The sequence below is a fragment of the Paraburkholderia acidicola genome, assembly GCF_002362315.1.
Classification (GTDB): Bacteria; Pseudomonadota; Gammaproteobacteria; order Burkholderiales; family Burkholderiaceae; genus Paraburkholderia; species Paraburkholderia acidicola.
Genome location: NZ_MTZV01000006.1, coordinates 398,915 through 423,441, shown reverse-complemented (window position 1 = coordinate 423,441; position 24,527 = coordinate 398,915). Strand labels below are relative to the sequence as shown.

19 protein-coding genes are annotated in these 24,527 nt (G+C 61.0%); 7 read left to right on the top strand and 12 right to left on the bottom strand.

Annotated features, from left to right (window positions below; all coding sequences use genetic code 11):
- Nucleotides 1–569 precede the first annotated feature (569 nt).
- Nucleotides 570–1,394 carry an alpha/beta fold hydrolase gene (locus BWP39_RS20860; RefSeq protein ID WP_096723667.1) on the bottom strand — a complete coding sequence of 275 codons (825 nt, stop codon included), beginning with the start codon at nt 1,392–1,394 and terminating at the stop codon, nt 570–572.
- 108 nt (nt 1,395–1,502) lie between these two features.
- Between BWP39_RS20860 and BWP39_RS20855 the strand changes: the two genes are divergently transcribed.
- The 3 genes from BWP39_RS20855 to BWP39_RS20845 all read left to right on the top strand — a co-directional run bounded on the left by BWP39_RS20855 (nt 1,503) and on the right by BWP39_RS20845 (nt 5,608).
- On the top strand, nt 1,503–2,906 hold the full coding sequence (locus BWP39_RS20855) for an FAD/NAD(P)-binding protein (protein WP_096723665.1): 1,404 nt from the start codon (nt 1,503–1,505) through the stop codon (nt 2,904–2,906).
- Nucleotides 2,907–3,090: 184 nt separating this feature from the next.
- Nucleotides 3,091–4,563: a metallophosphoesterase family protein gene (locus tag BWP39_RS20850; protein WP_096723663.1), complete on the top strand. Its 1,473-nt coding sequence runs from the start codon at nt 3,091–3,093 to the stop codon at nt 4,561–4,563.
- A gap of 37 nt (nt 4,564–4,600) precedes the next feature.
- On the top strand, nt 4,601–5,608 hold the full coding sequence (locus BWP39_RS20845) for a lysylphosphatidylglycerol synthase transmembrane domain-containing protein (RefSeq protein ID WP_157915162.1): 1,008 nt from the start codon (nt 4,601–4,603) through the stop codon (nt 5,606–5,608).
- A 42-nt stretch (nt 5,609–5,650) separates the two neighbouring features.
- Here BWP39_RS20845 and BWP39_RS20840 read toward each other — a convergent pair whose 3' ends face one another.
- From BWP39_RS20840 to BWP39_RS20800, 9 genes are all read right to left on the bottom strand, one after another.
- Nucleotides 5,651–6,412: a glycosyltransferase family 2 protein gene (locus tag BWP39_RS20840; protein ID WP_096723659.1), complete on the bottom strand. Its 762-nt coding sequence runs from the start codon at nt 6,410–6,412 to the stop codon at nt 5,651–5,653.
- Nucleotides 6,413–6,475: 63 nt separating this feature from the next.
- Nucleotides 6,476–7,480: a cytochrome d ubiquinol oxidase subunit II gene (gene cydB, locus BWP39_RS20835; protein WP_096723657.1), complete on the bottom strand. Its 1,005-nt coding sequence runs from the start codon at nt 7,478–7,480 to the stop codon at nt 6,476–6,478.
- Nucleotides 7,470–8,909 carry a cytochrome ubiquinol oxidase subunit I gene (locus BWP39_RS20830; RefSeq protein ID WP_096726058.1) on the bottom strand — a complete coding sequence of 480 codons (1,440 nt, stop codon included), beginning with the start codon at nt 8,907–8,909 and terminating at the stop codon, nt 7,470–7,472. The genes cydB and BWP39_RS20830 overlap by 11 nt, the downstream gene beginning before the upstream one ends.
- Before the next feature lie 301 nt (nt 8,910–9,210).
- The gene (locus tag BWP39_RS20825) at nt 9,211–10,290 is read right to left on the bottom strand and encodes a DMT family transporter (protein ID WP_096723655.1); all 1,080 of its coding nucleotides are present in this window, start codon (nt 10,288–10,290) and stop codon (nt 9,211–9,213) included.
- Nucleotides 10,291–10,523: 233 nt separating this feature from the next.
- Entirely contained in the window at nt 10,524–11,498 is a 975-nt protein-coding gene (locus BWP39_RS20820) for a hypothetical protein (RefSeq protein WP_096723653.1), read from the bottom strand.
- Between the two features lie 273 nt (nt 11,499–11,771).
- Nucleotides 11,772–12,059 (bottom strand): PAAR domain-containing protein, encoded by a 288-nt coding sequence (locus BWP39_RS20815; RefSeq protein ID WP_096723651.1) that lies wholly within the window; start codon nt 12,057–12,059, stop codon nt 11,772–11,774.
- Between the two features lie 31 nt (nt 12,060–12,090).
- A complete protein-coding gene (locus tag BWP39_RS20810; protein ID WP_207556998.1) occupies nt 12,091–13,398 on the bottom strand; it encodes an SEL1-like repeat protein in 1,308 nt (435 codons plus the stop codon).
- Nucleotides 13,399–13,401: 3 nt separating this feature from the next.
- Nucleotides 13,402–15,396, bottom strand: a complete 1,995-nt coding sequence (locus tag BWP39_RS20805) for a phospholipase D-like domain-containing protein (RefSeq protein ID WP_096723649.1) — start codon at nt 15,394–15,396, stop codon at nt 13,402–13,404.
- Between the two features lie 3 nt (nt 15,397–15,399).
- Nucleotides 15,400–18,249: a type VI secretion system Vgr family protein gene (locus BWP39_RS20800; protein WP_096723647.1), complete on the bottom strand. Its 2,850-nt coding sequence runs from the start codon at nt 18,247–18,249 to the stop codon at nt 15,400–15,402.
- A 691-nt stretch (nt 18,250–18,940) separates the two neighbouring features.
- Here BWP39_RS20800 and BWP39_RS20795 point away from each other — a divergent pair.
- Entirely contained in the window at nt 18,941–19,315 is a 375-nt protein-coding gene (locus BWP39_RS20795; protein WP_096723645.1) for a DUF427 domain-containing protein, read from the top strand.
- 105 nt (nt 19,316–19,420) lie between these two features.
- Here BWP39_RS20795 and BWP39_RS20790 read toward each other — a convergent pair whose 3' ends face one another.
- A complete protein-coding gene (locus BWP39_RS20790) occupies nt 19,421–20,314 on the bottom strand; it encodes an NAD(P)/FAD-dependent oxidoreductase (RefSeq protein WP_096723643.1) in 894 nt (297 codons plus the stop codon).
- Nucleotides 20,304–20,768, bottom strand: a complete 465-nt coding sequence (locus BWP39_RS20785) for an Rrf2 family transcriptional regulator (protein ID WP_096723642.1) — start codon at nt 20,766–20,768, stop codon at nt 20,304–20,306. The genes BWP39_RS20790 and BWP39_RS20785 overlap by 11 nt, the downstream gene beginning before the upstream one ends.
- Nucleotides 20,769–20,945: 177 nt before the next feature.
- On the opposite strand from BWP39_RS20785, the gene BWP39_RS20780 reads away from it, so the two are divergent.
- The 3 genes from BWP39_RS20780 (at nt 20,946) to BWP39_RS20770 (ending at nt 24,298) form a co-directional block, all read left to right on the top strand.
- Nucleotides 20,946–21,893 (top strand): LysR substrate-binding domain-containing protein, encoded by a 948-nt coding sequence (locus BWP39_RS20780; RefSeq protein WP_096723640.1) that lies wholly within the window; start codon nt 20,946–20,948, stop codon nt 21,891–21,893.
- Nucleotides 21,894–22,016: 123 nt separating this feature from the next.
- Nucleotides 22,017–23,276: an MFS transporter gene (locus BWP39_RS20775; RefSeq protein ID WP_096723638.1), complete on the top strand. Its 1,260-nt coding sequence runs from the start codon at nt 22,017–22,019 to the stop codon at nt 23,274–23,276.
- 71 nt (nt 23,277–23,347) lie between these two features.
- Entirely contained in the window at nt 23,348–24,298 is a 951-nt protein-coding gene (locus BWP39_RS20770) for an NAD(P)-dependent oxidoreductase (RefSeq protein WP_096723636.1), read from the top strand.
- Nucleotides 24,299–24,527: the final 229 nt, after the last annotated feature.

Below are 24,527 nucleotides of genomic sequence, written 5' to 3'. Positions count from 1 at the left end.
ACGAATGCGAGAACCGGGCATTTGGAATATTTTTTCTTGCCACAGTCGGCGGCGCCTTTGGGTTCGTCCTGGCTGGCCACCTCGCAACCCGAAAGCGTCGTGTTACGGCCGGAACGGTGTTAGTTGTCAGCACCGTATTGTGCTTGCTCATGTTGCTTCCGGCGGGCGGGCTTTACGTTTGGAAACTGCACGGACACTACGATGAAGCGGAAGCGGCACGGCCGGTCAAACCCAATCTTGCGTTTCTACATATGACCATCGCAACGCGGGCCGTACGAGGCTATACCGACAGTGATTCTGGTCCAGTCGAACCGATGCGAACGATTCCTCAATGGCAGCGGTGTCTGATCGGTACTGCACAGTGCAAAAAGCAACCAAGGCAGGCACAGATGCTTTGTAAGGATGGAGTAGTCTACGTGAATGAAGCGGATTGGCGCGCCTTCAGCCTTATTCCCAGCGAGAACCTGCCGGGAACGATAGCGCTCCATTCAATGAATCTGTGTGCGAGCCAATAGCCCAAATTTTGAGTTCATTGATATCAAGCGTTCCTAATATCCACCGCATTTGATTCATCCATTCGCTCGAATGAATCCATCGATCAGTTCACTCACTTCACCCGGACTCTCAAAGCCCGCCAGATGCGCAACGCCTTTCAACACAACAAACGACGCACCAGGAATAGCGTTCGCCGCCATGCGCGTTTCATCGATGGGAAAGGTCGCGTCTTCCTCGCCGGCAACGACAAGTACCGGCGCCCGCACGGCCGTATACACCATCCGTTGATCAGGCCGGCGGGGCACGACACTCTCCACGGCCCACCTTACCGAGCGGAAATCGACCCGCGACAGCGCCTCGCGCACCGCCGTCACCACCGCCGGGCGAGTCGCCCGGGTCGTCGGCCCAAGAAACGCCTTCTCGGCACTTCCGCGTAGCGGACCGCGAATGCCGCCCAATAGCAGGCCCATGCGAATCAACAGGCTGTATTCGATGCGCTGCCAGGCGCCGCACGGCGAAGCGGTGCCGTTCATCAGCACGAGCTTGCCCACACGATCCGGATACAGCGCGGCAAAAGTCCCACCGATCATTGCCCCCCACGAATTGCCGACGTAATGCACGCGGGCCAGTTGCAGCGCATCGACGATTTCTCGCAGGCAGATCGCGCATGACGCGAAATCGAAACCGCTTTTGAGTGGCGAACTTGCACCGTGACCGGGCGGATCGATCAGCACGACCTTGTAATGAGGTTGCAAGCGTCGCGCGATGTCGAGCCACATGCTGCCGTCCATGAGCAGGCTGGGCCAGAAAAGAATCGCAGGCCCGTCGCCGCCGACACGCAGACGGATGCGTCCAAGTACGGTCTCGACGTAGACATCCTCAAGCAGGTTCTCACTCATGTGACATCTCCTGACGCCTCTGTGGCGTATGTCGTGTCCTTTTCGCAGCCGTAATATCGGCACCGTATGATGTGCAAAATCCGGCTATCGCCCTCGAACCTTCTACCCATGCACCGCACGTCTTCAGAAAAACGCACGATCGCAATCATCGGGGCTGGGTTCAGCGGCACACTGACCGCGGTCAATATTCTTCGCACCCGTCAATCGCACGATCTGCGTGTCGTGCTCATCGAACAGGCTCCCGTCCACGCACGCGGCCTTGCGTATCGTTCGCGCGACGACAACCACCTGCTGAATGTGCCAGCCGGCAATATGAGCGCGCTCGTCGATGAACCCGATCACTTCGTGTCCTGGTGCCAGCATATCGATCCTGCGCTCAATGCCGGATCGTTTATTTCCCGCCGATTGTATGGCGAGTACCTGCAGAGCACGCTAGAAAGCGCCGAAACGCAGCATCCTGGCATCCTCGAGAAAATCACGGACGAGGCGATCGCAGTCGCTCCCGATGCTTCCGACAACACGTTTCGCGTCGCACTCGCAAGCGGATCGTCGTTAAAAGCGACGCAAGTCGTCCTGGCGTTGGGACACTTTCCACCACGACCACCGGCCGCCGTACCCGAAGCACTCTATCGACACATCGTCGACCCATGGGACTTCACCAGGCTCGATAGCCTCGATCCCGCCAGGCCTGTGGTGATACTGGGAACCGGGCACACGGCCATCGATGCGCTATTCAGACTGACAAGCTGCAACGCCACCCGCAAGGTCGTTTTGCTATCGCGCCGTGGCCTGTTGCCACACGGTCATCGCTTCAATCCCTCTCCTCCCTGCACCTCGGACTATCCGGCGTATCTCGCCGGACTGCCGCCCACGATCCGCGCCTACACGCGAGCGCTGCGGCGGGAGTCGGCGCGAAGGGAAGCCGACGGAGGCAACTGGCGCGATGTCATCAATGAGCTTCGGCCGCATGCCGCGCGTCTGTGGCAGGGGCTGCCGGAATCCGAACAGCGCCGTTCGTTGCGGGGTATCGCGGCGTACTGGGATATTCATCGGCATCGACTGGCGCCTGTGGCGACCCGTCGCCTCGAGAGGCTGCTTGAATCGGGACAGGTGGAGCGTATCGCGGGGCAAGTCGCCGGACTCGATCTGCATGGCACGAATCTGCGTGTCCAGATCAAGGAGCGGCATCACACCGACACGAAGAGTCTCGACATCGGCGCAATCGTCAACTGCACCGGGCCGAACTACGATCTGTCCGCCCTCTCCTTGCCGCTCGTCACCCAGCTTCGAGAAACGGGCTTGATACAGCAGGATCGACTGAAACTCGGCTTGCTCGTCGACGGTGACTATCAGGTAATCGGTGCGCACGACGAAGCCATTCCGGGTCTGTTCTATATCGGCCCGATGTTGAAGGCGCGGTATTGGGAAGCGATTGCGGTGCCCGAACTGCGACAGCATGCGGACCAGCTTGCAAGAAACCTGACGCGGCCTCGTTTACACGAGGAAAGGTAACGCCCTGTCGTGCCGCCTTCATTGCGCATAAGTCGCATCGATTAGCAGGCACCCTCGGTTGCAGCGACACTTTTTCGCCACGCGATTGTCGTAACGTTCGTCGATTGCGAAGAAATTGCGAAGAAACCATGACGACAGGGTGCGGGTTGGCCCGCTGCCCGATTGATTCCCCAAGGAGACGCTGATGCCGGCAAAGTCCGAATCGAAACCGCGGAACCCGAAGGTCAAGCCGAAAGAAAGCGACAAGAAAGTAGACCGTAAAAAACCCGCTTCCAGCACCAAAGCCGCCGCCCGCAAAAAGGCACCGGCAGCTGTGCGACCCGTCGATCACGCCGCCACGGCCACCCCCACTGCACGGGTACTCGACAAGCCGGTATTTGCCCAACCCCAACCGACCGCCGACCCCACCGTGTTCCGCGTCGTCCATCCATCGGACGATGCGGCGTACAAGGAAATCGACAAACTCAACGCCGAGCACAAGCTGTTTCCGCTGCCGTTCCCCGCACCACGCGGCGGCGTTGAGCCGCAGTTGTCGCTGGCGAGCGTGCTGGGCGGCAACACCGCGGCAATCGACAGGATCACGGCCGGCGGCCAGCTCGTGTTTCATGCGCTCGGCGATTGCGGCAATACCACAGGCCCGGCAACCCAGAACGAAGTCGCCGATAAGCTGACCGCCGACTTCAACGAGTCCAATCCCGCCGAAGTCCCGCAGTTCGCGTTGATGCTTGGCGACGTCGTCTATAGCTTTGGCGAAGGCAAGTACTACTACGACCAGTTTTACGAACCGTATCGCGACTATCCGGCGCCGATCCTCGCCTGCGCGGGCAACCACGACGGCATGGTGTCGCCCGAGGCGCACGCCACCAGTCTCGCGGCATACCTGCGCAACTTCTGCGCGCAGACTTTCACCGTGACGCCCGAAGCCGGCGGACTGTCGCGCACCGCGCAGATCCAGCCCGGTGTGTTCTTCACGTTCGAAGCACCGTTCGTGCGCGTGCTGGTGATCTATAGCAATACGCTCGAAGACCCCGGCGTGATTTCGGATCCGCACATCGGCGATAGCCAGCTCGCGTTTCTCGACGCCGCGTTAAAGCGCGTGAAGGCCGAGAAATTTACTGGCGCATTGCTGATCGCCGATCATCATCCGCCGTATTGCGCGGGCGGTCATGGTTCGAGTTCCGCGATGCTGGCGCAGATCGACCAGGTGTGCAGCGCCAACGGCGTATGGCCGCATGCGTTCCTGTCCGGCCACGCGCACAACTACCAGCGCTTCACGCGCACGCGTAACGCCGACGGTACGCAGATTCCGTACATCATCTGCGGCAACGGCGGACATGGTCTGATCAAGCTCGCGGCGCGCGGTGCGGCTGCGATTCGCGCGCCGCAGGTGCTGCAGGCGAAGTCCGCAACGACCGATCTCGTCGTGCTCGAGAATTACGACGACACCAACTACGGCTACCTGCGGCTCGTCGTCACGGCGACGCAGCTTCGCATCGAATATCACTCGGCATCGGATGGCCCGACCAGCAAGGCCCCTAACGACTACGTCACGGTGGGCCTCACCGATCGGCAGATCGCGCATTTCGTGGCCGCCGACATGGGCCGGCCGCAGGCGGCCGTAGCGGCGCGCGCGTTGATGCGCCGACAGCAAAGCTGAACGCAGACACTCCACACCGACCATCGGAACATCAGCCTTGGCTAAACCTCTCGCACTCAGCTTGGCGATCCTGCTGTCGATTCTCGGTATCGGTCTGGCGATCGGTGCGCCGTTCGTCGTGAGTTTTCACTCGGCCCTGGCCGGGCTACGCACCGTCTCCTGGCAACTGATCGCCGCGCTCGCTGCGAGCGCGGCCGCAAGCGCAGTGGCCAAAGCGGGCAAGCTGCATCTGATGCAGACCGCGCTCGGTGTGCGAATCCGCTTCAGGCGCACGCTCGCGATCACGTTCGCCACCGATTCGGCCTTCCTCGTCTCGCCTTTCGGTGCGGCCGGGTACGGCGTCAACATCGGGCTGTTGCAGCGTGCGGGCGCTTCGTGGGCGCAGGCGACCACGATCGTCGGCTCCGATCAGGCGCTCGACATGACGTTCTTTGCCGTGGCCTTGCCGATCGCCCTGCTCTCGGGTCTCGGCCCGCTCGCGCAACTGGTGCCCGCCGTCAGCCTGCCCGTGCTCGCCGCGGTCCTGCTCGGCGTGGCGCTCATCGCAGGCGTGGTGTGGCGTAGCCGGCGCCGCATCGCCGCGGCCTTCGAGGTTGCGGTACACCGCTTTCGTGGCCGCAGCGAGCGGCGCGCGCGTCTGAGCGGGTTCTTCGGCAACGTCCGCCGACAATGGATGCAACTGATGACCGGCCCGCGTTGGCAGGTCGCCGCGCTCCTGCTGCTCACTACGACGCAATGGCTGCTGCGCTATGGCGCGCTCTGGTTCATCCTGCGCGAACTCGGCTACCGGTTGCCGGCCGGGTTCGTCGTCGCCGTGCAGGTACTGGTGCTGCATGCCGCGTTGTGGACGGGCATTCCCGCGGGCGGCGGTGGCGGCGACCTCGGGCTGGCCGCGGCATTCGGCGAATGGGTACCGCGCGCTGCGATCGCTACTGCGCTGATCTTGTGGCGCTTCGCTACGCTGCTTTGCCCGCTTGCGTTTGGCGCGGCCAGTTTTATCGCGCTGGCTTCGCGGCGCTTGTGCGTGCGGATGACGGCGCAATAGGCGCGTGGTGCGAATCAAAGACCGCGCGCAGGCTAGCGCAGGTTAACGCAGGTTGTTGCGCGCCCGTCTCATCCACAGCGCGAACGATGCCCGTGCGTGACCGACGCGCAGCAGCGACATCTGCAGGGTCTGTGTGACGAGCGCCAGCGGATAAACCACTTTCAGCAGATCGGCGATCATGCGCCACTCAGCGCGCATACCCCGCCAGTAGCCGAGCTTTTCAGTCTTGCGCGCCTGCGTTACATGAGGCCAACGCGTCACGGCCAGCGGCAGGCGCCGCTCGATGATCCGGCGATTCATGAACACCTCGATCCCGAAGCGCGGCAAACCGTGGATTTCCTTGAGCACCTCGTCGAGCAACGCCTTTCTGACGACCCGCTCGCCGGAGACGAAATCGAGGCCGATCAGGCGAAAGATCGGCAGGCTGTTCTGCCGCAAGCTGAGACTGACCTGCGCGCTGCCCCGCAGCACGGGCGCGGCGAGCTTGGTGAGGTTATCGGCGGTGAGGCCCTTCAGGTCGGCATCGAGCAGCATCAGCAGGTCGCCCTGCGCGGCCGCGATGCCGGTCGCCACCGCAGCGCTCTTGCCGCCGTTGGCCTCGCGGACGATCAGACGCACTGAGGGAAACTGCCTGACGACGTCCGCGGTGCCATCTGTGGAGCCGTCGTCCACGACGATGACTTCGCCCAGCAGGGAGTGGGAAGACGCTACGGCCAGTACCGCGCCGATGCGCGGCGCTTCGTTATATGCACAGATGATGCAGGAGATGGAGGTGGGTTTGTCGCGTGCGGAATCAGCGGTCATGTGGTGTCCATGAGAACAGCCTGGTCAGGCACAACGGCAATACCGCAGGCTACACGGCGCCGGTCAGTGGTAGCCGGTATCGTGCCTGACCTTGCCGCGAAAGACCCAGTAAGACCAGAACACGTACATCAACAGCACAGGCAGGATAAAGGCCGTCCCGATCATGAGAAATTCATGTGACAGTGGTGAGGCAGCGGCTGCATGGAGCGTCAGAGTGGGCGGCGCGACATACGGCCAGAGACTGATGATCAGACCGCTGAACGCCAGCAGAAACAGGCCGATCGAGCATAGAAACGGCACGACTTCGTGGTCGCGCTGCAGGCTGCGCAGCAGTTGCCAGGCCAGCACCGCGGTCAGAAGCGGCACCGGCGAGAAGAAAATCAGGTTAGGCAGGCTGAACCAGCGGGCCGCGATGCGCGGATCGACCAGCGGCGTCCAGATGCTCACGGCCACGATGAACAGCACCACGCCCGCCAGCGTGCGGCGCGCGATCATACGGGCCCAGCGCTGCAGTTCGCCCTCGGTTTTCATCACGAGCCATGTCGAACCCTGCAGCGTGTAGCCGAATACCAGCCCGACGCCGGTCATGAGCGGAAACGGCGCAAACCAGTCCCAGCTCGTCCCGACAAACTGCCCGTCCTTGACCGGAAAACCGTGGATAAACGTGCCGAGCACGATGCCCTGCGCAAAGGTGGCGAGCAGCGAACCGCCGAAGAAGGCGCGGTTCCATAGCTGCTTGCGCGCGCCGACTACCTCGCGAAACTCGAACGCGACGCCGCGAAACAGCAGGCCCAGCAGCATCAGCAGGATCGGGAAATAGACCGCGGGGATGATCACCGCGAAGGCCACCGGAAATACCCCCATCAGCGCGGTGCCGCCGAACACGAGCCACGTCTCGTTGAAGTCCCACACAGGGGCGACCGAACTGATCATGAGGTCGCGCTCGCGATCGTCGGTGCGCTGCAGAAAGATGATGCCGACGCCGAGGTCGAAACCATCGAGCAGCACGTACATCAGCACGGCAAGCGCGAGCAGGCCGGCCCAGACAGGGACGAGGTCAAGCGCCATGATTGCCTCCGTTGTCTGGGTTGGTGCCGGGGTTGTGAGCCGAGCCCACCGCGGACAACGGCCGCGCCGCCCGTCCACCAGGTCCCCCCGGTCCGCTGGCGGCAACGGCCTGCACGGCTTCCGCCGGCCCGACGCGAACCAGCCGGCGCAGCAGCACGAAGCCCGAACCGAAGATCACCACATAGCTGACGACGTACATCGCCAGCGACAACCCGACGTCGAACGTTGTCAGCGACGGCGTGACGGAATCGGCGGTGCGCATCAGACCGTAGACCGTCCACGGCTGCCGCCCGGTCTCCGTGGTGGTCCAGCCGGCCAGCACGGCGATGAAGCCGACCGGCATCGCGCACAGGCAGACGCGCAGCCACTTGCGATTGTCGTAGAGCCGGCGGCCGCGCCACAGCACGAGCCCCCAGACGATGATCAACAGCATCAGTAGCGCGACACCGACCATGATGTGAAAGGCGAAAAACACGAGCGGCACCACGGGCCGGTCGCGCTTCGGCCAGTCCTTGATGCCGTGCACGAGCCCGTTTGGATCGTGAGTCAGATAGAGACTGCCGAGTACCGGCACCGAGATTTCGAAATGATTGGTTTCAGCCTCGTCGTCGGGAATCGAAAAGAGATTGGCGGGCACCCGTGTACCGGTTTCCCACAGCCCTTCCATCGCCGCGACCTTGAGCGGTTGATACTTGAGCGTGTTCAGACCGTGTGCGTCGCCGATCACCATCTGCACCGGCACCATGATCGTCAGGAAGAACAGCGACATGCGCACCATCACCTGCGCCTCTTCGCGAGCGCGCCCGTTGAGCAGATAGTACGCACCGGTACCGAGGATAACGAACGCCGTCGTCACGACGAATGCGGTGACCGTATGCGCGAGCCGGTAAGGAAACGAGGGATTGAAGATGATCGACAGCATGCTTGCTGGATAAAAGCGGCCATCGGCGATCGTGTAGCCGACCGGCGTCTGCATCCAGCTATTGACCGCGAGTATCCAGAACGACGACATGAGCGTGCCAAGCGCGACGAATACCGCCGACAGCGCATGCGCCCACTGCGGCACCCGCTTGCGCCCGAACAGCAGCACACCGAGAAACGCCGACTCGAGGAAAAAGGCGGTCAGCACCTCGTAAGTCATCAGCCCGCCGATCACGTTCGACGTTGCCGAAGAAAAGCGGCTCCAGTTGGTCCCGAACTGGAACGGCATCACGATCCCCGACACCACACCCATGCCGAAGGACACGGCGAAGATCTTGATCCAGAACGTGGAGAGCCGGCCATAGACGTCTTTCTTCGTGGCCCACCAGAGGACCTCGAGCGTCGCGATGAAGCAGGCAAGACCGACTGTGAACGCCGGCAGGAGAATGTGCAGCGCGATGACCCACGCGAACTGGAACCTCGACAGCAACAGTGCATCGACATGCATTGTCGTCTCCACAGCCGCGTGCGCCCGGAGTCGTGTGTCTCGCGGGCCGGCGGCAGTCAGCGCAACGGGGAGCCCCGCATCCGTTGCCGGTTGAAGCTGGCCGGTGTGCATGCTGTGTGCGGCATGCGCATCGGGACAGTGAGGTCTGTGACAGATTCTATTGGCGGCCGATTGCTCTGTCGACGCGGTACGCGCATCGGGGGTCATTATGAACTCGATGGGTGTGGGGTGGGCGTGAAATCGGCTTGCCCGCCACGGGATCACGGGATGACAGGAATCCTCGGCTGTTTCTGGTCACTAATTAATGCCTGTGACGATGATGGATGTCCGGGTAATGCGCATGTGCGTGCGTGATCGACGCGTGGCGATGCGCGTGCGTGTGCGGCTCCTGCCCGTCGTAAGCAAAAGCGTGCTCATGCTGATGATGTTCGTCGTGCCGGTGCGCGTGATTGTGTTCGAGCGCCTCGTGCGTGTGCGGATGCTCGTGACGCTCGCGAACGTGAAGCCAGATACCCACTGCCATCAGCGCGGCCGCGATCCAGAACAGCGCCGACGGCATGCCCGGCCAGATTGCGAGCGAAAGCGCCACGCCGAATAGCGGTGCCACCGAGAAATAGGCGCCGGTTCGCGCCGTGCCAAGATTGCGCAGCGCGACGACGAACATCACGAGGCTCACGCCATAGCCGGCGAAACCGGTCGCCATTGCGGCCAGCACCTTCAGTGCCGACGGCAGGGACGCGCCGAACAGCAGCGCGATCGACAGGTTTGCGGAACCGGCCACCAGACCTTTGATGCACGCTAGCACCATTGCGTCGTTCGCGGACACCTTGCGGGTGAGGTTGTTATCGATGGCCCAGCACAGGCACGCGCCGACGATCAGCAATGCGCCCAGCGGAATGCTTGCGGAGCCTGGTTGCCAGGACAGCAGCAGGCCGCCTGCGACGATGACCACCATGCCTAGGAATACCTGAAGATCGACGTTTTCGCGGAAGGCTACCCATGCGATTACTGCTGTTAATACGCCTTCCAGGTTTAGTAGTAACGAACTCGTTGACGCTGGGGTTTTTGTGAGTCCTAGCATTAGCAGCGCCGGGCCGGCTATGCCACCGGCGATGATCGCGCCGAATAGCCAGGGGACTTCTGCCGGTGCGATGCGGCTGACGTTGGCGTGTTCGTCTGCGGTGCGGGTTGTTCTGCGGATCAGGATGCAGAGGGCCAGGCCCAGGCCGCTGCCGAGGTAGAACAGGCCCGCTACCATGAATGGGGAGATAGAGCCGAGGAGGATCTTGGCTAGCGGGGTCGCGGCGCCGAACAGGGCCGCGGCGGTGAGTGCGGTTAGGGCGGCGTTGAAATGCGGAGACTTGAGGGCGTTGTTGGTCATGGGGGGCTGGCTGGTGTGCGGTGCGGCGGATATCGGCAGTCTAGCGAAATTGATTGGGGGCAAGCGGACGGATCTGTTCGGTGTCGGTCTGTGGAGCTAATGCACAGCCCGTCTGCCAGAGTCATGCCTCGATGAGCGTCGAATTCCGTGAAGTGGTTGGCTTCGGTGACGGATTGTACTGGCCAGCCTTCGGGAACCTGTAAGCGTTCATTGCCGGACCCGGCGCTAGCGAATCAGCCATCATGCGGCTTGCAGGGTGCCACCTGGTGTCCCTGACTTTGAATCAGCACGCAGTCGATTTCTTCACCCGTTTTGATGTTTTTGGCGCCGCCATCTATGCTGATATCGCCTCCATCTGTCAGATGCAGGGTGTTCCACCTTCCACTCGAAAACGTATAGTCCCCGAGCGTTGTGTCTTCGAAGAAAGCCTGGGCGGACCACTGCGTCAGTACCAGTGCGGAGCTGTAAGTTGCGTCCATGACTCGAAACTTCATTCCAAAAGCCTGCGCAGGCGAGTGGTCCTCGGTACCATTACTCCGCGACAGCGCCCAACCACCATCATCCTTTCGAGTGACAGTGGTCAACGATGGCCACGTCACGTTATTGATCGTTTTAGGTGCGGCAAGTTCGCAGCTCTCGAAGCGCAGTTGCGTGCCTGTCATCTTCATGTCGACTGTTGAGTACTCACTGCACGACCACCCTTCTATCGTCTGAACTCGGGCTAGTACGGCGTAAAACTCGTCGGCGGATCCCTCCACCTGTTCAAGCTCGTTGATTTCGAGTGACCCCAGCATCACGGTCTTATGTGTCTTCGCACCGATAGGGCGCGCGTGCCAGAACCCCCCACCCATCTGCTCATACGTTACCCGACTGCCTGCGGGGAACGACACGCCTTCTACGACAACCGGGCTTAGGGCAACGCCGTCGACGCGCTTGCCGGCCGTGCCGAGAAACTGATCCAGCGCACTCCAGCCGATCAGGAAAAACAGTGGTGAGACGAAAAAAAGAAAACTAAGGCCGAATCGCTTCGGGAAAGATAATTTCCGCAGGATCCGGACGAGCAGTGCCGTGAGCAACAGCCAGAGAACTGCAAAGAGCAGAAGGTAAAAAACAAACTCCGCGGCTCCGCCAAGACCGCCCACATCCGCCAGACAGATTCCCGATGTCAGCGTCAGCACGAGTAAACAGATGGCACGAGCCGCTTTCATTTGTATGTCTTCGTTCCTTTGCCGATGATGTACTCAGCGAATCAGGTACCGGTGAAGTCATGAATAGCGCTGCCCGCATCGGGAAAAAATGGTATACGGTCACGTAAGTCGCGATTTCTGTTCAACAGGTTCATTCATGAATCGAATTCCTGCACTGTCCCACGATGAACACACTTCCATTTATCGTCCGGGAGAATGCAGTTCAAGATTCTGGCTGGCGGACATCGTCCATAAATGGCACGCAGTCATCTGCGCGTTTGCGATGCCCAGACATCACACGTCAACCGACATTGCCTGCTGCGAGGCGATCAGCTTCGGCGGTGGAACGCATTTGCAGATGCAGAGGTCGTCGCTCAATGCCACGCGTCGTCCGTCCGGCCCTGTCATCGGGACGCGTGGGCCATCGCACAGGATCTTGCCGGTCGACTGGCAAGCGGGACACGCCACATCGTCGTTTTCGTGCGCGATGTTTCGCTCGTTGAGCCCAAGGGTGGTCGAGTGTGCGAGCACGATGCCGCTCGCTGTGGTCTTGTCACCGGTCTGGATGATGTAGCGGGTCATGGCTGTGGCTCGTTCCGTTCTTTCATGGAGATCACGCCTGGTCGATGTATCCGACCAGTTCCCATTGCACCTTCGCCATCTGCTGGCGGAGTCCCATTAGCTGATCCAGCACAGCCACTTTGCGTGGTTCATGCACGATAAGCGAGGGCAATACGTCGCCCTTCAGGAAGCGCCGCTGTGCGTCGCCTGTCTGGCCTTTGCTGAGCTTTGCGCACCAGACACCGTCTTCAGGACAGGGTTCGCCTGTCGTGGCGAGCGTGCCGATTGGCAGGCGGGCGGCGACGGTTACGGGTTGATCCACTGACGATGTCTTGCTGGAACTACCAGCTAGCGGCAGGCCGGTCGACGGGTCGAGGTTCTTCGCCTTCGCAAGCTGGTCGATGAGTTCGTCCGAGGGTTTCTGCGGCGGCACCGCTGCGTTCCGTTCCTTCTGCCACTGGAAGGTACCGTCCCAAGGCGGCAGTTTTGCGGGTGGCAACGGCACGATCTTGTCGATGTCCGGGATCTTTGGGTTGCGGCTTTCGTTAGCGTCGATGAGCGCTCCTATGAGGTGATATCTGCGGGAGCGCTCCGGATCGTTCGATAACCCAAGATAGTTCAGCCGATCCGATGGCGAGGGGCCCTTGAATGCTTCCTCCAAAGAAGACGCCGTGAGCGTGTTTCCAGCAGCAACACCCTTCTGGAAAACTTTCACAGCCTCTGGATAAAGCTTGGCCGTCTGCAAAAACACACCGAAGTTTTCTGCCGCCTCCCCTAATCCTTGATCGACTGCGCATTGATACATCTGCTTCGCTATCTCTGGCGCCGCATCAACAGGCGACAATTTCTCCGCGACATAAAACTGCCCTTCCGGATTACCAAGATCAGCCGCCTTGCGGAAATATCGCAAGGCTTTCTCGGAGTCCTGCTTTACCCCGTAGCCGAGCTCAAGATAGTGGCCCATGTCGTAATAGCCCCCCGGCACACCCTGCTTTATCAATTGCTCTACCAGAGCGATTGTCTCCATAGGGGCGTCAGGTGAGACCGCAGAGCCTCGGGAAATCAGCTGCTGCAGGTTGTTATTCGCCTTGTAATGTCCGTTCGCTGCGGCAATCCGATAAAAACGCGCAACCTCGTTGAGATCCTTCGGGCCGTCCTTCGTTTCGAGGTAACGGCCATATTTAAATAGCTGGTCGGCATCAGGGGAGAGCGGCGGCAGATGGTCTGCTTCGTGTACGCATGTAAAAGCAAGATTGGAGCGCACGGCATTCATATTGGGCTGGGATGGCAAGGAATCCTCCTTATTCGAGCAGCCACTTGCAATGAGAGCGCAAGTAAGGATCAATGTCGTCTTGTTCATCGATCAGTCGTTCGTGGTGCGCTTGTCTGACGTATATGAGAAACCCACCAGAGACGCGATGGGAGCTGAGTGTGCTTTCTGATTGGCGGAATTCGCTCTAATTATCCGATCCCATTGCTTGAAAGCATCCTTCGGGTCATCCTGAGCTCCCGCGCCTTTGGTATGGATGCCCCATAGTTTTTTGCGCAATGGAGCGGTGACGCCGGCATGATCGTGGCAGATGTTCAACTCACTATCGACTGCCATGCTCCGGAAATTGATGTTTGCCGATCCGAGCGTCATGAACACGTCGTCGACGACCATCAGCTTCGCATGTACATAGCAATATTCCCAGGCCGCTGGATTTGAGTCTGGGGCAACGAGTGTACAGATATGTACTTTCAATCCCGGAATGTCAATGTGCGGTATGGGTGAATGGTTGTTCTCCCAGACTTGCCGCTGCACGTCTGCCAGATGAGCCTGCGCTTGCTGTTGATAGACCGCGCGACCGTACGCCTCCTGGTAACTACCTGCCGACCCTTGCGGTGGCTTTGCTTCTGCTTCCGCAGTCTTCAGTTCCGGGCCTAATGTGTCCGCCCGCTCCCCTTTCGCCACCGCCGGAATCTGATCCGCACTCCCCAGCGCGTTGAGCATCTGATACGTATTGACCGTCCCTTGACCGATTCCCTCGTCGTTGGAATTAGTGACAACGAATAGATAAACCGGCTGGTCAACAGGGCGGTGCGCATTAACGAGATTGTTTACGACATCCGTGATCTTTGTAGCCAGATCTGGCCACCGGAAATATTGATTCTCTATGTAGATGAACTGCGTGACATTGTTGATCGCCTGCATATACATCGCCGCAATGTCCCGCTTTCCCTTTTGTGACTGTGTGCGCAACACCTGGGCCATGACCTTTACGTTGTCCTTGTCATCGCGCAGCTTCAGGTTGCACGCGTCGACGTGCGCCCTTGCTTTGGTCAGACTCTGGCCTGTCGCGTCGTCCCAAGCCTGACAGAAATTATCATTGAGATTCTTGAGGATCGGCCCACTTACACGGCTCGAAATGTCCTGTCGGGGATGAAATCCGTTACGCCCCATCCGCGGGTGCATGCGCACGGTGCTGTGGTCACTGGTGTCCCAGTATGTATCGAGCATGTTATGTCCCATCACGAAGCCAACCGCTAGTTCGGGATATTCATAGTCGATCAGCACCATTTTCTGGTGATGTGTGGGTTCGGATGTCATCGCCAAAGTGCTCACGGAGCCGGTACCGGTCCCGTTCTTTACAGCCAGGTTGTGGAGCTTCACCCGATGAGCAATTTCTTCGCGGTTGTCCATGCCGAAGTCCCGCGTTGCAAATTCGATACCCTGGAACGGCTGAGGTGGGTTAAACCTATCGTGGATGTACTTGGCGCCATCGTAAGCTTGAACTATCAGCGGCTTTACGACTTCCAGGGCAGCCCCTTTGGCCAGTTCGACCTTCTTGTTGCGCTTCGTGACGTTGTTCAGGTTCGCCCTGGCGTACCATGCAAAATCGACCTCGAGTTCGTAATCTGCCTGAGGGTCTTTGGCCGCATAGTCGCGCACGACTGGTAACCCGTAGACCCAATCCCAGATATGGGGCTTAATCGCACTGGCCTTGTTGTTGCCGGGTGCCATGTTTTCACTCAATTCGGCGACATGGAGATCGTCCTGCCAGCACAGCAGTCGAACCTTTCGGTTATTGGCTCCCTGCATTGCAAGAAGCTCGCCGATCATTCCGCCAGCGTCGTGGCCACGCTTGAAATACATCGATGGTTGAAAACCCCAGCAGACGATGTCGATTGTGTGCTGGGCATGCAGTATCGCGTCATACACCGCACCGAACGCTTCCTCACCATTCACCAGAGGGGCAAACGTCCCTTGATCCGGATTGTATTCGGTGTTCTGTACAAACCACCGAAACGAGATATTCGCGTTGTTGGTACAGTTCAACGCCAGCGGCGTGGTGCTTGTGTTATTTGATGTTGCCATGACTTATGTTTCCGAAGATGGATTAAGCAAGTCACTATAGGTCTTTCGGTGCACGGCCCGATCGGGCACCGCAGCGTCCCCGCTGGATTGCCCTTCATGAAACTGGAACCCTTGATTCGCGAGCGCCCCGTTGACCGGGTCCTTGTATTCTCCCGGTACCGGAATTTCATGCGTGTCGCCGTTAGCCATCTGTAGCGTGTACTTCTGTGTCGTCGCGTGATGATCGATCGGCAACTGGCCCGTCTTGTCGAATATGCCCTGCTTCACCAGCGCACCGTCCGCGAACAGCTTGTACGGCATGCCCACAGGAACAACACTGGTCGCAGACGGTGACGCGAAGGTGTTCAACATCAGCTTCCGCGTCGGCATGTCCTTGAAGGCAGGGTTCGTGACATCCATGCGCGTCGGCCCGCTAAACGCGTGGTCCGCGCCCTTGAAGTCAATCTTCCCCGGTGCGTGGATCTCGATGTTGCCGTCCTTGATGCGGATGTACGCGCCTCCAGAGGTCAGCAGAATTTCCTGTTGTGCGGCCGCCATGACCTTCTCCGTCGCCGAGGTGAGCAGCAGCGACTTCTGCGCAGTCACCTCGACATTGTCTGCATGCGCCTGCACCTGAATCTTGCCCTTCGCCGCAAACAGCTTCATGCCCGCGTTCTGCACGAACAGGCTCAACCGGTTCGTGATGCTCGCGATCAGCGACTTGCCCGTCGCGATGTGCGTACTCTGGCCACTGACCAGGTTGATATGCTGGTCGGTCCCGATGTGGGCCGACTTCTGCGTCGACAGTGCGATACCCGCCGGTGCGGCGAACAGCATCACCGGCTGTGAGAATGCGTTTGCGTTGCCTGTGCCGCCGCCGGCCGTGACGCCGCCTCCGCCCGTTGTTCCTGACGTACTGTGCTGTGTCGCATCGGTGAAACTCTTGAGCGCATCGTGCCCGTCCTTCAGGCTTTCGGCCTGCGAGGCTTCGCTCGCCTGCGACGATGCTTCAAGCACGCCCTCTGAACCGACTAGCTGGTTACTCGCCTGACGTGCATCGAGCGGTTGACTGCCGACAGGATGCGTCGACACATACAGCCCGCGACCCGCGCGCAACGCGCCATACGCATCCGAACTCAGGTCGAAGCCGCTACCAAGGAAGTTGCCCCGACTATTACCGCTCTGATTGATCAGATACCCGAGGTGAAGCTGCGCATTCGCACTGCTTGAGTAGAGATGCACACGGTTCTGGCCCGTCGCATCGTCCATGACCATCTGGTTAAATCCGTCGCCCGAAAACTCCTTCGAGCGGAAACCCGAGAGCAGGCTGTTCGAATGCCACTGCGGTTTAGCCGCGCCGTTATAGACGCGATGAAGTGCAATCGGTCTATCGATATCATTGCCAACGTAACCGATCAGCAGTTCTTCGCCGGCACGCGGCATGTGCACCGAGCCGTAACCATCACCAGTATCCGATTGCGCCACACGCACCCAGCATGACGCGCGTTCATCGCCCTGGTTAATCCGGTCCCACACGAACATCACCTTGATGCGGTTCAGTTCGTCGGTGTATGCCTCGGCTCCACTCGGTCCGACCACGATCGCCGTTTCCAGCCTTGCATCCGGCTTGGGATGTTCGAACGGGCTGCGGAACGGCACCGTCGTGCGTTGTGCTTCGATGGCTACCCGGTAGAACCCTGTCGAACCATCCGCGTGAGGCACGCTCGAAGCACCCTGAGCATCAGCGGCCTGCGCCTCTTTCACCTCACTCGACAGGCTGTGCGGAAAACCCGTTTCATGCCCCGACAGCGGCAGGTTGTTCAGGATCGTCCACGTCACCTCAATGGCGGCAAACTCCCGCTCACCGGAAGCATCCTGATCGTGCTCCGGGTGATCGGTAATCGTGAAGCGCATCCCCGCATCGATCGCGCGAAGCCCGCCTTCCCCTTCGAAGCGTTTGGCCCGCGACTCCCACTCTTCCATGCGGATCTTCGAAAGATGGTCGCCGCGCGCCTGCTCCGGATAGGTATAGCCGCCCGTGTATTCGTACACCTCCATCTGCGACGGTAGCGAACCCTGGTTCGCCATCGTCGGGATGTTCGTTGCCTTTGGATTAAACGGTGTCGACGGGCTCTTGTAGTCGAACGTGCGCGTCGTCAGCAATGCGGACTGCAGCGTGCGCGTACCCGACCATTGCGTGAGCGCATCCGTTTCGCTGCCGGTTCCCGCGCGATAGAACTTCACCTGTTCCGGTGTCAGCGCCGGGAGTGTCTGCAGACGATCGGTGATTACCAGCGTATGCGACTTGCCGTCGTCGGCCTGCTGCCAGAAACCGTACAGTCCTTCGGACTCGAGCAATCGATGCACGAAGTTCCAGTCAGTCTCATCCTGACGGCAGTACGAGCGCGACGGCAGCGGCTGCGACAGCGCAAAGCGATACATCCCCTGTGCCTGTGGATGCTGGTTGAAAACGTCCGCGATGATCTGGTCGGCTGGCTGGTCCTGCCAGTATTTCTGGTCGCGACGAAAGCGCAGGAAATGCATCCATGAAGCGCAGCCAAGCTGATAGGAAGTCAGCCCGCCGTCTGCGCCGAGGCGCCGCGCCGTATGCACATAAGCGTGATGGGGGCGGTACGAGTGATCCGCCTGCTGGATCCAGAGCGTGACCGGTTGGGCGATCAGCGTCTTCAACTGGACATCGCCGGACGTGGACACGACATCGATGGTCCACGTGAAGTCACGACCGATCCGCGAGCGCCCAATGGCCCGCTGCGGCAGCAGGACATTATTGCCTGCCGGCGTATCCAGTTTAAGCAGGCGGTCCTGCTGTGAAAGACCGCCCCTGATTGCCCCGATTATGTTCTGGGTATCCATGCCGCCTCTGACTTTATTTTCCGCTCGTATCCTGTAATTCTACCTGTCAGTCATCGTTTCGTAACAGATAAAATCTAAGGGAATGTTAAATCTATTAACCCCGAAATCACCCTCTGTGATATCAGCCAAGAAACCGCTGCTGTGTCGGGATCGGGCAGCAAGCCCGTCCACAATGGCCGGTAGCGCTCAATACGGCCTTTCCGACCACCGCACGCGACGATTATCTGCTTCCCTGATATCCGGCCCGACGGTTAATTCCTACAGTTTCATTACAGAATAATAGCTAAGGCCGCGAAGCCATCCCGGCATATTCAAATATGAGAACGACACGAGTACGGAATAATTCTATCGACCAGACAGGGTTTGCCGCCGATCCATCAAGTGACGACACCGTCCAATGCAATGAAACGATGGTGAGGAAACTGCGCGACCAGACTTCTCGTGGCTTCATACAGGTGTGAATGCTCATCCCTTGAGTGCCGCAAACACGCCAACGACACAGCGCGGCGCTCCTATGCGCCACTCGCAGCGAGATCCCGGCAGACCTGTCAAACTTTGCTCAGACCCGAGCGAAGCCCGCCGCACGACATCGGACATGACGTGATGCCGCTGCGGCAATCCATCGGCAGCAAGAATGCACCGGGCCACCCACCACCCCAGCAACACGCTCGCAACACGAAGGAGTTCGTCCATGAACAAGCCAGTCAAGCAGCCCGGCCCCGATCACCCGATTACGATCGAGCCCAATCCGGCCCGCGTCGTGGTATCGGTGGCCGGCCGCGTGATCGCCGATACGCAGAACGCGCTGACGCTGCGTGAAGCGAGCTACCCGGGCGTGCAATACATTCCGCGCAAGGACGTCGACATGTCGCAGCTCGTGCGCACCGAGCACCTCACCTATTGCCCGTACAAGGGCGACTGCTCGTACTACAGCCTCGCCGCTATCGGCGAGCGCGGCGTCAATGCGGTATGGACCTACGAAACGCCGTACGAAGCCGTCGCGGCAATTGAAGGACATCTCGCGTTCTATGCAGACCGCGTCGAATTGACCGAGCAGAAGGTCTGACCGGAGCACGACAACGCGCGCCCGGTGAACGCGGCATCACGATCCCGTTCACCGGAATACTGCATGAGCGCGGCGCAACATGCGGCTGCAAGCACGCCCCATCGATCACTCAAAGATCAACGACCGATGCGCCACCGCACCGGTCATATAACCGTCGCCCACCGCGATCGCTACGCTTTTTGCTCCCTGCGTAGCGTCACCGCATGCATAGACGCCCTTGACGCTGGTCGTCTTCATCCCGTCGGTGCGAATCATTTCACCGAACGCACTCTCATCGATATCGCAGCCAAGCTGCGCCGCGAGCGTGCTTGAAAGACGGATGCGCGGCCCTGTGAAAATACCGTCCTGTTCGAAACGGCGCCCGTCTTCCAGCACGATCGTCGCGCGTTCGTCGATCTGACGCACCACGCCCGTTTCGATCCGCACGCCGCGCGCCGCCAGGTGATCGCGTTCGGCCTGCTCCGGCATCGCGTGACCGTTCATAAACAGGGTCGTCGTGCCCCAGTCCGGCAACAGCAACGCCTGATGCACGCCCATCGGGCCGGTCGCGATAACGCCGATGCGCCCTTCGTTCAACTCATAGCCGTCGCAGTACGGGCAGATGAAAACGCTCTTGCCCCAGCGCTCGGCCAGCCCGGCGATGTCGGGCAGTTCGTCGGTCACGCCGGTCGCGAGAATCAGCCGGCGCGCCGCATACGATGTACCGTCTTCGAGTGCGACCTGAAACGCGTCGAACTCGCCCGACGCACGCACAGCATCGCCCTCGATCCATCGCACGGTTGCATAACGCAGCAACTGCTTGCGCGCGTCCGCGGCGATATCGGCGGGATGCCGGCCGTCCTGGCCGAGGAACCCATGCGACGCTTCGACGAAACGGTTGCGACGCTTGCCACCGTCGATCACCAGAATGCGGCGGCGCGCTCGCGCAAGCGGCAGCGCCGCGGACATGCCCGCATAGCTACCACCGACGATCACCGCATCGTAGGTTTCAGTCTTCATCGTGGAGATTCCTGTTCGAGCAATGAGGCGTCGTATTCAGACGGCGCGTGAATTCGGCGGCGAGATCGGCCACCATCACCTGGCCCAGACGCTCCATCAGCAGCGCTTCGGCTTCGCGCAATGCGTCACCGAGCACGTTGTTGACCGCCTGCTCGACGAGACACGTGGGCGTCTCGTTGCGATCGCCGATGGCGAAGATCTGCGGTGTGCCGAGCGCATCGAAGATGTCGCGCAGCGACACGCGCGACAGGTCGCACGATATCGTCCAGCCGCCGCCATGCCCCTTCTCCGAGCGCACGTAGCCGAGCTCGCGCAGCCCCGCCAGCTCGCGCCGCACAAACGCGGAATGCGTGTCGAGAAAGGCGGCCAATTCGTCCGACGTCAGCGGGCGATCGCTGTGCGCCATATGGAGCAGAACGTGGAGGATCGAGGAAAGTCGGCTGTCGCGATTCATATAACTCCAAATGATACATGATATGGCACACAGGCGATCGGGTATGCTCCAGCCGTGCGCCGGTCGACCGCGACCAGCCCTTCGTCCTTACCGATGGCGCCCTCTAACGGCGTCGCTTTTTGATCTGCGAGGCAGCCGCGCCGCGACCCACGCTGCGCACACTGCCGGAGATGCGTGATGCCGCTTCGTCTTCCGCCACTGTCGTCGCTGCGCTTCTTCGAAGCGGCCGGACGGCATCAAAGTTTCAAGCTCGCCGCAGCGGAGTTGAACGTGACGCCGAGCGCGGTGAGCCACGGCATTGTCGGGCTGGAAGAGGCGCTCGGCGTCGAGTTGTTCGTGCGCGAAGCACGCGGGTTGTCGTTGACACCGGCGGGCGCCGACTATCTGTCTTATGTGTCGGAAGCGTTCTCGCTGATTGCGACCGGCACGCAACGGTTGCCCACGCGCGGGACGCATCGCGCGATCGCCGTCAGCTGTGCGCCGACCCTTGCGTCTCGCTGGCTGTTACCGAGACTGCCGCACTTTCGCAGCCGCTGGCCCGATATCGATGTCACCGTCGATACATCACATCGCCAGGTCGGCTTCCCCGTCGATGGTTTCGATTTCGCCATCCGCCTGAGCCGGGTGCCGGTGGCGGGCGCCGCGTGGACCCGGCTGTTCGGCGAGCAACTGGTGCCGGTGTGCAGCCCGGCCTATCGCGACAGCCTCGTCGATGAACACGGCAACGTCGACCTACGCCGCGCGACGCTGATTCACGTGAGCACCGCAAGCGAGGACTGGCAGGCGTGGCTCGAGCGCACCGTCACAGAGGGCATCGAGCCGACCGCTGGCCTGCGCGTCGACACGATCCAGTTGGCCACCGAGGCAGCAATCATGGGTCTCGGCGTCACGCTGGGCCGGCGGCCGCTCGCCGATCGCGATCTCGCGGCCGGCACGCTGGTCGAAGCCAGCCCACTGACGATTGCCGCAGGTACGGTCTATTGGCTTGTCAGCGCCGAGCACGCGGACCGGCGGCCCGATCTGCTCGATTTCCGGCAATGGCTACTGGCTGAAGCGGAGCGCTTCGAGAACGATCCGCTCGGAAACGATACGGCAGCCGTTTCACGCGCGGTGACAACGCGGTAACCCCGCAGTAACCCGTTAGCTACTCGCGCGTCTCACAGGTGAATATCCCTCACCTGTCATCAAAATCTTTTCCTTTGCCGCCCCGCTCGCCCGCTGCCACTATGGCCGGAGGAGGAAGGGGCGATGGCAACAGTGAGGAAAGGACACCTTATCCCGGCAATACCCGCGAAATACCAGGTGACACTCGTCGTGATCTCCGCGGCGCTCGTTCTCAGTGCTGCGATGGGGATCCGGCAGACCTTCGGGTTGTTCGTCGGCCCGTTCTCTTATGACCGCGGTATTCCCGTCACGCAGATTGCGCTCGCGATCGCCTTGCACAACCTGGTCTGGGGCTTCGCGCAACCGTTCGCCGGTGCAGCCGCCGACCGCTATGGCTGCGCGCGCGTCGTCGCGTTCGGCGCGGCGGTCTTCGCAGCCGGCCTCACGCTCGCGGCACTCGTACCGTCGGGTGCGATGCTGGTGATCGGTATCGGTTTGCTGGTCGGCATCGGCATCAGTTGTACGAGCTTCGGTGTCGTGCTGACGGCGGTTGGTCGCGCTGCCTCGGCGGAAAAGCGCAGTCTGGCCATGGGTCTCGCCAGCGCCGGCGGATCGCTCGGCCAGGTCCTGATGATCCCGCTCGCGCAAAGCGTCCGGCAAAGCTCGGGCATCGCCCTATCGCTGCTCGTGCTCGCGCTGCTGATGCTCGCCGCGGCACCACTCGGCATCGTCCTCGATCGCCGTTCAGCCGCCGACGCCACACGCGTCGAACCGCCCGCTGCCCCTTTGCGCCAGGTTCTGGCGCAGGCATGCAGACACCGCGGTTTCCGTCTGCTGACACTCGGCTTCTTCACATGCGGCTTCCAGCTCGCGTTCATTGCTACTTACCTGCCCGGCTATCTGTTCCTCTGCCACATGCCGGTCGGACTCGGCGCGACAGCGTTGATGCTGATCGGTCTGTTCAACATGGTGGGTAGCTGGGCCTGCGGATGGCTCGGTGGGCGCTTCCGCCAGCAGTACGTGCTGGGGTGGCTGTATCTGATTCGCGGCGCCACGATCGGTGCGTTCTTTCTGCTGCCGAAAACATCGCTCTCGGTCGTGATCTTCGCGGCCGTGATGGGTCTCACGTGGCTCGGCACCGTGCCGCTGACGAGCGGCCTCGTCGCCAAGGTGTTCGGCACACGCCATCTCGGCACGCTGTTCGGTGTGTGTTTCCTGAGCCATCAGGTGGGTTCGTTCCTCGGTGCGTGGTCGGGTGGCTTCGTGTTCGATACGACCGGCTCGTATTCGCTGGTGTGGGGCGCCACCGCACTCGCCGGACTGTTCGCCGCGCTGCTGCACTTCCCCATCGACGACACCACCGCGCACGCGCCGCGCTTACCCGCCGCACCGGCTCGCGCATGAACCGTGCAGCGATTCGCTGCGTGCGGCGCGGATCCTTGATTCGACCTGAACCACACACACGGAGTAAACAGATGAGTGACGCCGCACGACCGATCGGCTTCATCGGGCTTGGCGCAATGGGCGAGCCGATGGCGCTGAATCTCGCGAAGGCCGGCACGCCGCTGCTGGTGTGGAACCGTTCGCTGGAGAAAACGGCGCCGCTCGCCGCGGCCGGCGCGCAAGTCGCAGACAGCGCCGCCGATGTATTTGCGCGTGCGGACATCGTGTTCCTGATGCTGGTCGACGGCGATGCAGTCGATGCGGTGCTCGACCGTCATGGTCCGAACTTCGCGTCGCGTGTCAAAGACCGGATCGTCGTTCACATGGGCACGACTTCGCCCAGTTTTTCGCGCGGGCTCGAAGCCGATATCCGCGCAGTGGGCGGCCATTATGCGGAGGCACCGGTGTCAGGTTCGCGCAAGCCCGCCGAAGCGGGTCAGCTCGTCGCGATGCTCGCTGGCGACACCGGCACGACCGCGCGCGTGCGTCCGGTGCTCGCACCGATGTGCCGCGAAACGATGCTCTGCGGCAGCGTGCCGAACGCGCTGCTGATGAAGCTCGCGGTCAATCTGTATCTGATCTCGATGGTGACCGGTCTCGCCGAAGCCGTGCATTTCGCCGATCGTAACAGGCTCGACACGGCGCAGCTCGTCGCCATTCTCGACGCCGGTCCGATGGCCAGCGATGTGTCTCGTGTAAAAGGACCGAAGCTTATCGGTCGCGATTTTGCGGTTCAGGCTGCGATCTCGAACGTGCTGGAGAACAACCGGTTGATCGCCGAAGCCGCACGCGATGCCGGTATCGCGTCACCGCTGCTGGATGTCTGTCACGCGCTGTACCGCGAAACGCAGGCACTCGGGCACGGGGGGGCCGATATGGCGGCGGTACTGACGGCGATCGAGGCGCGCACTAACGCTCATGCGCGCGATGTCGCGCGGCCGGTCGTTCAACCACATCACGACGAATCCGCACAATCGATCTGAAGCCCATGTGCTTATCGCGAGCGCGACGTCTGTTCACTCGCCTGATATCGACACGCAGAATGTGCCAAAGACATCCGTAGGGGCATTCGAATAGGCGCCTGCGCTGTCTATCTATCGCATCGAGCCTCGACATCGTCTGCGGCTCCGTACTGCAACCGCCACGCGTCGATTCGCTGCTGACGCCGTCTATCTTTATCCCTCTCCCGAACACTGAAAATCGCCTCGAGCA

What these genes read in the sequence shown, in the direction of transcription:
- BWP39_RS20860 (WP_096723667.1), bottom strand. Translation starts at nt 1,394, where the DNA reads ATGAGTGAGAACCTGCTTGAGGATGTCTACGTCGAGACCGTACTTGGA.
- BWP39_RS20855 (WP_096723665.1), top strand. Translation starts at nt 1,503, where the DNA reads ATGCACCGCACGTCTTCAGAAAAACGCACGATCGCAATCATCGGGGCT.
- BWP39_RS20850 (WP_096723663.1), top strand. Translation starts at nt 3,091, where the DNA reads ATGCCGGCAAAGTCCGAATCGAAACCGCGGAACCCGAAGGTCAAGCCG.
- BWP39_RS20840 (WP_096723659.1), bottom strand. Translation starts at nt 6,412, where the DNA reads ATGACCGCTGATTCCGCACGCGACAAACCCACCTCCATCTCCTGCATC.
- cydB (WP_096723657.1), bottom strand. Translation starts at nt 7,480, where the DNA reads ATGGCGCTTGACCTCGTCCCTGTCTGGGCCGGCCTGCTCGCGCTTGCC.
- BWP39_RS20830 (WP_096726058.1), bottom strand. Translation starts at nt 8,909, where the DNA reads ATGCATGTCGATGCACTGTTGCTGTCGAGGTTCCAGTTCGCGTGGGTC.
- BWP39_RS20825 (WP_096723655.1), bottom strand. Translation starts at nt 10,290, where the DNA reads ATGACCAACAACGCCCTCAAGTCTCCGCATTTCAACGCCGCCCTAACC.
- BWP39_RS20820 (WP_096723653.1), bottom strand. Translation starts at nt 11,498, where the DNA reads ATGAAAGCGGCTCGTGCCATCTGTTTACTCGTGCTGACGCTGACATCG.
- BWP39_RS20815 (WP_096723651.1), bottom strand. Translation starts at nt 12,059, where the DNA reads ATGACCCGCTACATCATCCAGACCGGTGACAAGACCACAGCGAGCGGC.
- BWP39_RS20810 (WP_207556998.1), bottom strand. Translation starts at nt 13,398, where the DNA reads ATGAACAAGACGACATTGATCCTTACTTGCGCTCTCATTGCAAGTGGC.
- BWP39_RS20805 (WP_096723649.1), bottom strand. Translation starts at nt 15,396, where the DNA reads ATGGCAACATCAAATAACACAAGCACCACGCCGCTGGCGTTGAACTGT.
- BWP39_RS20800 (WP_096723647.1), bottom strand. Translation starts at nt 18,249, where the DNA reads ATGGATACCCAGAACATAATCGGGGCAATCAGGGGCGGTCTTTCACAG.
- BWP39_RS20795 (WP_096723645.1), top strand. Translation starts at nt 18,941, where the DNA reads ATGAACAAGCCAGTCAAGCAGCCCGGCCCCGATCACCCGATTACGATC.
- BWP39_RS20790 (WP_096723643.1), bottom strand. Translation starts at nt 20,314, where the DNA reads ATGAAGACTGAAACCTACGATGCGGTGATCGTCGGTGGTAGCTATGCG.
- BWP39_RS20785 (WP_096723642.1), bottom strand. Translation starts at nt 20,768, where the DNA reads ATGAATCGCGACAGCCGACTTTCCTCGATCCTCCACGTTCTGCTCCAT.
- BWP39_RS20780 (WP_096723640.1), top strand. Translation starts at nt 20,946, where the DNA reads ATGCCGCTTCGTCTTCCGCCACTGTCGTCGCTGCGCTTCTTCGAAGCG.
- BWP39_RS20775 (WP_096723638.1), top strand. Translation starts at nt 22,017, where the DNA reads ATGGCAACAGTGAGGAAAGGACACCTTATCCCGGCAATACCCGCGAAA.
- BWP39_RS20770 (WP_096723636.1), top strand. Translation starts at nt 23,348, where the DNA reads ATGAGTGACGCCGCACGACCGATCGGCTTCATCGGGCTTGGCGCAATG.